Source organism: Ornithinibacter sp. (assembly GCF_035443565.1).
Lineage (GTDB): Bacteria > Actinomycetota > Actinomycetes > Actinomycetales > Dermatophilaceae > Fodinibacter.
Genome location: NZ_DAORSO010000099.1, coordinates 1 through 8,883 on the forward strand (window position 1 = coordinate 1; position 8,883 = coordinate 8,883).

At 70.2% G+C, this 8,883-nt stretch carries 6 protein-coding genes; 2 read left to right on the forward strand and 4 right to left on the reverse strand.

Annotated features, from left to right (window positions below; genetic code table 11):
* Positions 1 to 4,378: RHS repeat domain-containing protein (locus PLL68_RS10430; RefSeq protein ID WP_324533821.1), on the reverse strand; the 4,378-nt coding region annotated here is incomplete at its 3' end.
* Here PLL68_RS10430 and PLL68_RS10435 point away from each other — a divergent pair.
* The gene (locus PLL68_RS10435; protein WP_324533823.1) at positions 4,368 to 4,616 is read left to right on the forward strand and encodes a hypothetical protein; all 249 of its coding nucleotides are present in this window, start codon (positions 4,368 to 4,370) and stop codon (positions 4,614 to 4,616) included. The genes PLL68_RS10430 and PLL68_RS10435 overlap by 11 nt on opposite strands.
* A 6-nt stretch (positions 4,617 to 4,622) precedes the next feature.
* On the opposite strand, the gene PLL68_RS10440 is transcribed toward PLL68_RS10435, so the two are convergent.
* The 3 genes from PLL68_RS10440 to PLL68_RS10450 form a co-directional block, all read right to left on the reverse strand.
* On the reverse strand, positions 4,623 to 6,050 hold the full coding sequence (locus tag PLL68_RS10440) for a hypothetical protein (protein ID WP_324533825.1): 1,428 nt from the start codon (positions 6,048 to 6,050) through the stop codon (positions 4,623 to 4,625).
* 236 nt (positions 6,051 to 6,286) lie between these two features.
* On the reverse strand, positions 6,287 to 7,276 hold the full coding sequence (locus tag PLL68_RS10445; RefSeq protein WP_324533830.1) for a LacI family DNA-binding transcriptional regulator: 990 nt from the start codon (positions 7,274 to 7,276) through the stop codon (positions 6,287 to 6,289).
* A 536-nt stretch (positions 7,277 to 7,812) separates the two neighbouring features.
* Positions 7,813 to 8,343: a rhodanese-like domain-containing protein gene (locus tag PLL68_RS10450; protein ID WP_324533827.1), complete on the reverse strand. Its 531-nt coding sequence runs from the start codon at positions 8,341 to 8,343 to the stop codon at positions 7,813 to 7,815.
* A gap of 116 nt (positions 8,344 to 8,459) precedes the next feature.
* Here PLL68_RS10450 and PLL68_RS10455 point away from each other — a divergent pair.
* The coding region (locus PLL68_RS10455; protein WP_324533828.1) for an MBL fold metallo-hydrolase at positions 8,460 to 8,883 on the forward strand (424 nt) is incomplete at its 3' end.

The window sequence follows — 8,883 nt, forward strand, 5'->3', positions numbered from 1 at the left end:
GCCAGCCGTAGCCGAGGGTGCCGTCGACGGCATCCGCGGTGGTGGTGTTGCCGTATTCGTCGTAGGTGGCCCACCCGCTGATGGCGGTGGCGGGGGTGGTCGCGGCCTGGTCGGCGGAGATGCCGATGGTGGTGACGACGTCGCCGTGGGGGTTGCCCAACGAGATGATCAGGCCGCCGTCGGAGGCGATGGTGGCGGACAGGTCGCCACCGATGGCTTCGGTGAACCGCGTGGTGGTCGTGCCCGTCCCGGGGGTCGTGGTGTCGACCCAGGCGGGGTTGTCCCCGCCGTCGGTGTACCGGCGCACCGTGGTCGTGGTCCCCGAACCGTCAACCGTGGACTGGGTGGAGCGTCGCCCGTTAGCGTCGAGAGTGAACGTCGTCGACGTTCCGCCCTGGGTGACCGTGCGGGCCAGGTCGTCGTCGAAGTAGCCCAAGGTGATGTTCCCACCGGCAGGGTTCGGCGCGTCAGAGCTCGGCAGGGTGGTCTGCCGCCCGAACAGGTCGTACACGTACGACCCGGTCCCGTTACGGCCGGTGGTGGCCCGGTCGGCGGTGTCCCACCCGGTCGTGTTCACCGTCGTGGTGGTGCCCGCAGTAGCGCAGTCCCCACCCGGGCGGGTCGTGGTGACCAGCTTCGTGCGGTTGCCGTTGGTGTTGAACGTGTACGCCCGGTCGGTGCAGCTCGAGGTCAGGTCTCCGGTGGCCGGGTCGATGGCGGTGGTGTTGTCCCGGGCCCGGGTCAGGCGGCCGGCACCGTCGTAGGTGTACTCGCGGGCGTAGCTGGAGGCGTCCCCGGTGGACGCAACCCACGGTGTGACGTCCTCGAGGTCGGTGACCCCGGTCCCGGTGCTGAACGCGGCACCTTGACCGGTGGCCTCGAACCGCACCCGGCCTGTGACGTCGTTCACGGTTGACCAGGTCAGCCACGGCTGGTCAGCCACAACCCCGGTCGGGTTCCACGTGGATTCACCGGTCACGGGGTCGGTGACCTCCTCCACGGTGGTGACCTGGCCCCGGTACTCCAACCCGACAGGTTCACCCACGGAGTCGTAGGTGGTGACCTGCCGGATCCCGCCGGGCATGGTCTGCGAGGTCAGGTTCCCATCCGCGTCATAGGCCGCCGTGTACGTCAGGGTGCCGGCGGACCCGCCACGAGTCACGGTCTGCGAGGTGAGCAGCCCGCGCCGCTCACCGGTGCCGTCGTACCCGAACGTCGTCGTGCCCTTGGCGTCGGTGACTGTTGCGACCCGGCCCGCGGCGTCGAAGAGCGTGGTGACAGTGCCGGCATCCCCGACGCTACTGGTGGTGCGGCCCCACCTGTCATAGGTGGGCGTGGTCCGGCCCGCGGTCTCGGCGTCAGTACCGGCCGCAGTCAACACCCCGGTGTAGGCCACGAGCCCATTGTCGGTGCGGTACTTCGTAAACGACCCAGGGCGCGCCGTAGACCCGGTCAGCCCTGCCGTGGTCGTCTTGGACGAGACCGCCCGCTCCGCGGAGTCGTACTCGGTGGTGGTAGTGCGGGTCGCGGCCCCGGACGTTTCCACGACGGTTCGCGGGTGCAGCCACATCGTGTACCCGGTCGTGGCCTCATCCGGCAGGAACGGGCCAGAGTCGGGTGCTGCCGCCGGGTAGGTGCGGCACGTCAACCCCGCCCACTCCGGCTTCCCCCCACACGCGGCGTTCGGGGCGGCCTGCGCGGCGACGGTGAAATACGCCGTCTTCGTCGTTCCCGCATCGGCCCCGGTCGACATCGGCTGGAGTGTGTCGGTGACCCGACCGGCGGTGTCGACCCTGGTCTTGCGGGTGATGCCCGCGGTGGTGACCGTGGACGGGGAACCCAGGGTCCACGGGTCACCCTCGGTGGCGTCCGCAGGGTTGAGCTTGGTGTACCCGTTGACGACCGTGGAGATGACCTCGATGTCCGCGGATCCCGGCGCCGCACCAGGAGAGGCGGCACCGGTGGTGATGGTGGTCGGCAGCGACCAGTGCTGGCCCGTGGCCGGGTTCAGTGTCGTCGGCGCGCCCTGATCATACGTCGTGCTGGTGTGCGGGCGGGCCTGGACCTGGGTGCCGTCCGCGAGGGCGACAAGGCGGGTCGGGCCGTAGGTGTCAGTGACCCGCGAGCTGCTAGCAAGCACCACCACCCCTTCGGTGTTCTTGATCTCGGTGTTGTACACGGTGCGGGTGGACATCGCGTCAACCTGCGCCGCCGACAGCCCAGGGGTGGCCCGTGCGGCCGCGGTCGCGGACGCGTCAAGCTCACGGATGACGTTGCCCTCGCCGTCGTAGTCGGTCGCGGTGACCAGCCACGCCCCCGCACCGTAGCTGGCGGTGTTCACGGTGTACCCGAGGTCGTCAACGTAGGACAGGTCTCCGTAGCTCCAGTCCACCCCGGACCCGGACACCGCTCCGGTGTAGTCCTGCCCGAACACCGCGTACCCGGTCACCGCTTCCTTGGCCTGCTGCCACGCGGTGTGCGTGTCATTCACCGTGGGCAGCCCCGCCCCGAAGGTGGGGACGTCGTACACGTACCGGGCGACCGTGACATCAGCGCCGCCGACGGTTGTCGGGTTCTCCCGCGAGACCTGCGTGATCTTCCCGTCCCCGTCGTACGTCAGCTTCGTGGCGGCCATCCCCGTCTGGGTCACTGACGCGATCCGCGTCGACGTGCCGTGCCACGTGTACGCCGTTCCCAAACCAGTGCGGGGGTCGATGACCGACCGCAACCGGCCGGCGGTGTCGTAGGTGTACTGCGCGACCACGGTGGTCGCCATCGCTGACGTGGTGGGGTTCCACAACGTCGCCGACACCGACTTCACCCGACCCGTGAAATCACCGGGGACAGTCGAAGCTGCGGTCGTCGTGGCCGCGTAGGTGATGTCCAGGGCGCGGCACCCCTTGACCAAGGCCCCCGCGGTGGGGCAGGACGTGCCGGCCATGCCGTCCGGCACGGGTGCCACGATCCGGGTCACCCGCCCAGAGGTGGGGTCGTGCCCGAACGTCGTCGCCCCGACCGTTCCGGGCTCGGTGATCGTCGCCGGCTTCCACACCGTTCCCGCCAGCGCGGGTGCTGCGACGGGTTTCCACGTCGTGACGGTGCCGTCCTCCTCCGTCAGCGAGATCACCGCGGCGGTGCCGGTCCCGGCCCACTTCATCGTGATGCCCGCCTCGAGGGTGTCGTCGGTGGCCGGGACGTACGTGGTCGCCCCGGTGGGGTAGGCGCGGGTGCCCGCAGCGGTGGTGAACACCAACGGTTCACCTTCCTCGTCGACAAACGCGACCGAGGCGTCGATACCGGTGTTGTCGACCACGGTGAGCCCGGCCAGGCCGGCGTCCGCGCCGTCGAGGTTCGCGGTGAACCCTGGCCCGAACACCCCCGTCACAGAATCCGTGGGCCAGTTCGCGACAGAACCGTCACCGGCGAAGGAAGTGTGCGATCGGGAGATGCTGATGTCGCCGGTGTACCCCGGCACGGACACGTCCGTCCCGGAGATCGCGACCTCACCGGTGTACTGCGCGACCTGCCCCACCCCGGCATCCGTGGTCGGGTACCCGTCACCGAACGCGTGCGGCAACCGCGTGACTGTGACGGGTGACGGTTCCCACGTGCACCGCGTCACCGCCGTGCCCGCGTAGGTGAAACACACCTGGACATCCAGGCGCACCGGGGTGCGCTTGGGCACATCAACCGTGGCCCCTGTTTCACGCACCGCTGACTTCAGATCAAACACGGACGTGAACGCCGCCAACGTCGACGCGCTCGGTGCCGCCACCGGCACCGGCCCCGCTGCGTCCGTCCACGCCCCCGCAGCCGAACCGGCCACACGCCACTGCACCTGCGCCGTAACGGCGGTCGCTCCACCCCGCGGTGGGCCACCCGCCGCCACGACCACCTTGCCGGAGGAGGTCGCACCGGTGCCCGGTGACGTCAACGACGCCGCGTCACCCCACCCGAACCCGTACGTCACCGTCGGTGACGTCTTCAGCGCCCGCGACACCGCGGTCGCGGTGATCCCATGCGCACCCTTGACTCCGACGTTGACCGTGACAGTCGTCTTCGCCACGGTCGGATCGGTACTGGCCGGGATCTTCACCCGCGACACCGGCGCACCGTCAACACTGACATCGAGGTACCCCGCCGCGCCGTAGTCTCCCACCACACCCGCAGCGGTGATGGTGCAGGTCACCGTCGGCGACGACGGCGCGCTGGGCAGCCACGTCCCGTCCGCGGCGAACGGTGCCGGGCACGAGATCACCGGGACCGGCGGGTTGTTGAAAGCCGTGTAGAACGCCGTCCACGGCGACCACGTCCCATTCCACAAACCTTGGTCATCGCTGACGGCGGTCCGGGCGTAGTACACCGTGTTGTTCGCCAACGCCGCCCGCGTCGTGGGGATGGCGCACGACGCCGGAACCCCCGACGCGGTGTACGTGTACGGGTCCGTGGACCTCCCACTGGTACACCACGTCACCAGGCTCGATCCCGACGTCGACGAATGCACCTCCGTGGTCACCGTGTACCCGTTACCGTCCGGGTCGCTCGCGGTCGACGTGAACGTCGGCCTGGCCGCAGTGGTGAACCACGACGTCGACCCCGACAACGGGGTGAACTGATACGACTCAGGCGCCGTCAACGCCGGCGCCGACGCCGCGTTCGGCTTGCGGTTGTACGTGAACGTGATGTACGGATCGGTCGACGTCTCCGACGACGCGAACTTCTTCCACCCGTAGTTGTCCGTCTCTGACGCCGACAACCGCAACCACCCAGTGGAGTACGCGTTGCCCGCCCACGCCGACACCAACCCCGTGATCGGCACCGACACCCGCCCCGCCGCGCACGACGACGAGAACCCCTTCGCCACCGTCGCCGACCCGTACTGCGTCCCAGCACCCGGCTGGTTCGACCACCGCAACGACGTTGGAGTCGCGATGTCCGACGTCGAATGCACATAGAACGGCTTCGCCGTGCACGAGTACGAATGCGTCTCGTACAACGACAACGACGCCGACTTGATCGACAGGTTCTTGAAGTTGGTGAACCCGAACTTCAAGAACGACCGCGCCGTGAACCGTGATCGGGAACACCCGCGCAGGGTCGCGCAACCACCCCCGGTCCGGGGTCAACGTCAACACCGCCTGACCCTTGCCCTTCTGCGCCACCGACACCCCCACCGGGGAGGCGTTGACCTTCTCCCCCGACCGCTCATCAACCTTGCCGTCCCACGCGATTGGTGTCGCGAACCGGGAGACCACCACCCCCTTGGCGTCGACGAACGACACACTGCCGTCGTTCTCCGCCCGCGCCGACAAACCCTTCGTCTTCACCAGCAACGACCACGACACGTCACCGCCACCGGCGGCCGCCACCAGCGCGTCCAACGCGGCCTCGTCCCGGATCACCGTGAGCTGCTCAAACCCCGACCGGCGCGACTCCACCACCACATCCACACCCGGGGACACATCCGTGTACGTCGCCCGCGTCCCGTCCAACACCGGCGCCGCAAGCTTGCCCGGCCAGCCAAGGACGACCTGACGTGCCGCCTTGTCCTTCCCCGGCTTCTCATCCACCACCACCAAATCAGTGGCAGTCGCGCCCTTCGCGCCGCCGCCGGCGCCCTTGGACTTGTCCGCCAGCGACACCCCCAGCGGGTGCGACTTCGCCCCGACCGTCCCGTCTGATCGTTCGACCAGGTTCAGGTCGACGTTGCGCCAGGAACCCTTGGCGTCCTTGAACCGCTGCACCCCCGCGTGCGCCTGCGTCGTGAAGGACCCATCCGGGTTCACCCACGTCGTCGAGAACTCATCCCGCAGTTCTTCAACCTCAACCCGGGCACCCTGCGCCCGCGCCGACACTGCAGCCGAAACCGCATCCGCGGCCGAGGTCACCGGCTTCGGCTTCACCGCGGCAGTGACGACCTCCACCTGCGGCGGGGCCGCCTGCGCCATCGTCGGCACCAACACCGCCGCCGCAACAACCCCGACCACCCGCCCCAGCAATCGAGCCGACGCACCATCAAAGAACCAGTGATAACCCCGCGACGACTCCACAACTACCCCTCAACCCAACCGACAAGGACGAGGGCCCGAGGGCCCGAGGGCCCGAGGGGAAACAATGGCGCCCCACGGCCACACCCGCACGCCGAAACCGCCCCGTTACCAAAACGTGACTCTTGGCGCAGGTCCAACTCCGAGGTCACCGACTTGGGGCGCGGCGCCGGAGCGACGGGCGTAGCCCGGCACCCGGTCGTCATCACCCGCACTTTGGGCGCCCAGATCAGCCCCAGTTACGTCGAGCCGCGCTCGACGAGCCGGGTCGGCAGCACGGTCTGCGCCGGCGGGTGCTCCCCCGCCAGCCGGGCGAGCAGCAGGTCGGCCATCACGCGCCCCATCTCCTCGACGGGCTGGTGCACGCTCGTCAGCCCGGGGTCGGTGTGACGGCACACCGGCGAGTCGTCGAACCCGACGACGGCGACGTCTCCCGGCACGCTGAGGCCCGCCCCACGAAGGACGCGAAGCGCACCCATCGCCATGAGGTCGGACGCCGCGAACACGGCATCCGGGGTGGGTCCGGTGAGGAGCACCTGGCGCATCGCGACCTCGCCACTGGCCTCGCTGTAGTCGCCCGGTTCGACGATGAGGGTGTCTGCTGGCAGGCCCGCAGCGGCCACGGCATCGCGGGCGCCCTCGAGACGGTCCAGGCCCGACGCCATGTCCCGCGGCCCGGTGAGCACGGCGATCCGCCGTCGCCCCCGTGCGAGCAGGTGCTCGACGGCGGAGAAGCCCCCCGAGCGGTTGTCGACGTCGACGACGCACGCGGGCTGGATGCCGGGCACGCGGCCCCCGCAGACCGTCGGCACCCCGCGCGACTCGACAACGGTCGGCAGGTCCTCGGGGCCGTGCAGCGACAGCAGGAGCACCCCGTCGACGTACTGGTCGGTGAGGTAGTCGGCCACCCGCCCCCGCTCGCGCTGGCTGCCGGCCATCGTGAGCACGAGCTGGTAGGGCGACTGCGCGATCCGCTCGCCGATGCCACGCACGGCCGCCGCGAAGTAGGGCTCCCCGAAGATGCGGTCTCCCGTCTCGGAGACGACGAGGGCGACGATGTCGGTGCGCCGGGTGACCAGCGAGCGCGCGGCCCGGTTGGGCACGTAGCCCAGCTCGTCGACGGCCCGGTTGACGGCCTCTCGCGTAGGGGCCGAGACGTGCGGCGAGCCGTTGACCACCCGGGATGCCGTGCCACGCCCCACGCCGGCGAGGCGAGCGACCTCCTCGATGGTGGGGGGCCGCCTGGCTCCCGTGCCGGTGCCGGGTTCCCGGACGGCCCCGGCACGGGTGCCAGACGGCTCGGGACGGGCGGAGCGAGCCTTGGGCCCGGCCTCCGTGTGCTCCGTGGGAGCGCTCCCATCCACCACGCACCATTGTGGTCACAGCCAGGGGTCGGGCGTCCAGTGATTGCCGCGCGTCGTGTCCCAACCGTGACCCGCAGCCATCCGGGCCGGACCTGGGTCGCCGCACCGGATGGAGGTGATCCCGCACGCCCCCCCCCGCCGCCGGACGCGAAGTTCTCCGCCGTCACTGGGACGGCGGAGATGTTCCGGGGGGCGAGGCAGAAGTTCCGGCAGGGACCTTCGCCTGCAGCCGGGCCTCAGCAGTCGACCCCGCGCGCGCCCGGCGGAGTGGAGGTGTTAACGCGCGGATCTGCGATCGATAACACCTCGACCGCGCGCAGCCCCGCCGGAGTCGAGCCCCAGGTGCACGCTTACCCGAGCGGTATCACCTCGACCGCGCGCAGCCCCGCCGGAGTCGGAGATCAGCCGGTGACGACCTCGCCGCCGGCGCTCTGCCAGGCGCCGATCCCGCCACCGAGGTGGTAGGCGCCGGTCATCCCGACCGCGGCCATCTCGGCGAGCGCGCTGGCCGAGCGGTTGCCCGACCGGCAGTACACGGCGTACGGCGCGCTGGGGTCGAGGGCCGAGACCTGGGCGGCGAAGTCGGGCGACGCGATGTCGATGTTGACGGCTCCCGGCAGGTGGCCCTCGGCGAACTCGGCAGCGGTGCGAACGTCGATGATCGTCGTGCCGGGCAGCTTCAGCGCCGCCGCGAAGCCCGCTGCGTCGAGCTCGGCGCCACTGGCCGGGGCGCTGGCGGCGGTCGGGCCGGCCGTGACCGACGCCTCGGATCCCGCGTCGCTCGAGCAGCCGGCGAGCGCGATGGACGCCACCGCGAGCACCGACACGAGGAGGGGGCGGCCGGTGCGGCCGGAGGAGCGGCCGGCCCGAGAGGCACGGGCGGGGCGGCGGCCTCGCAGGACGTGGCTGGCGGAGACTGGCAGGTGGGTCACGAAGGGCTCCAGGGGTCGGGGTTGAACGGGTGGCTTGCTCCACGGAAATATACCCCCTAGGGTATCTGTTGAGCACATCGACCACACTCCACTCGTAGCCATCCCTGGAGGATTGCGTGATCTTCACCCAGTACTACCTCGACTGCCTCTCCCAGGCTTCCTACCTCGTGGCCGACGAGTCCACCGGCCAGGCCGTCGTCGTCGACCCCCGACGTGACGTCGCCGAGTACCTCGACGACGCGCGCGCCAAGGGCCTGTCCATCATCGGGGTCATCAACACCCACTTCCACGCCGACTTCGTCTCCGGCCACCTCGAGCTCGCCCGAGAGACCGGTGCGTGGATCGGCTACGGCGAGGCCGCCGCGGCCGACTTCCCGGTGCGCCACCTCGCCGACGGCGAGCGCATCTCCCTCGGCGACGTGACCCTGGAGATCATGGCCACCCCCGGCCACACCCCCGAGTCGATCTCGGTCCTGGTCTACGAACACGCCGACGACGAGGTGGCCTACGGCGTCCTCACCGGCGACGCACTCTTCATCG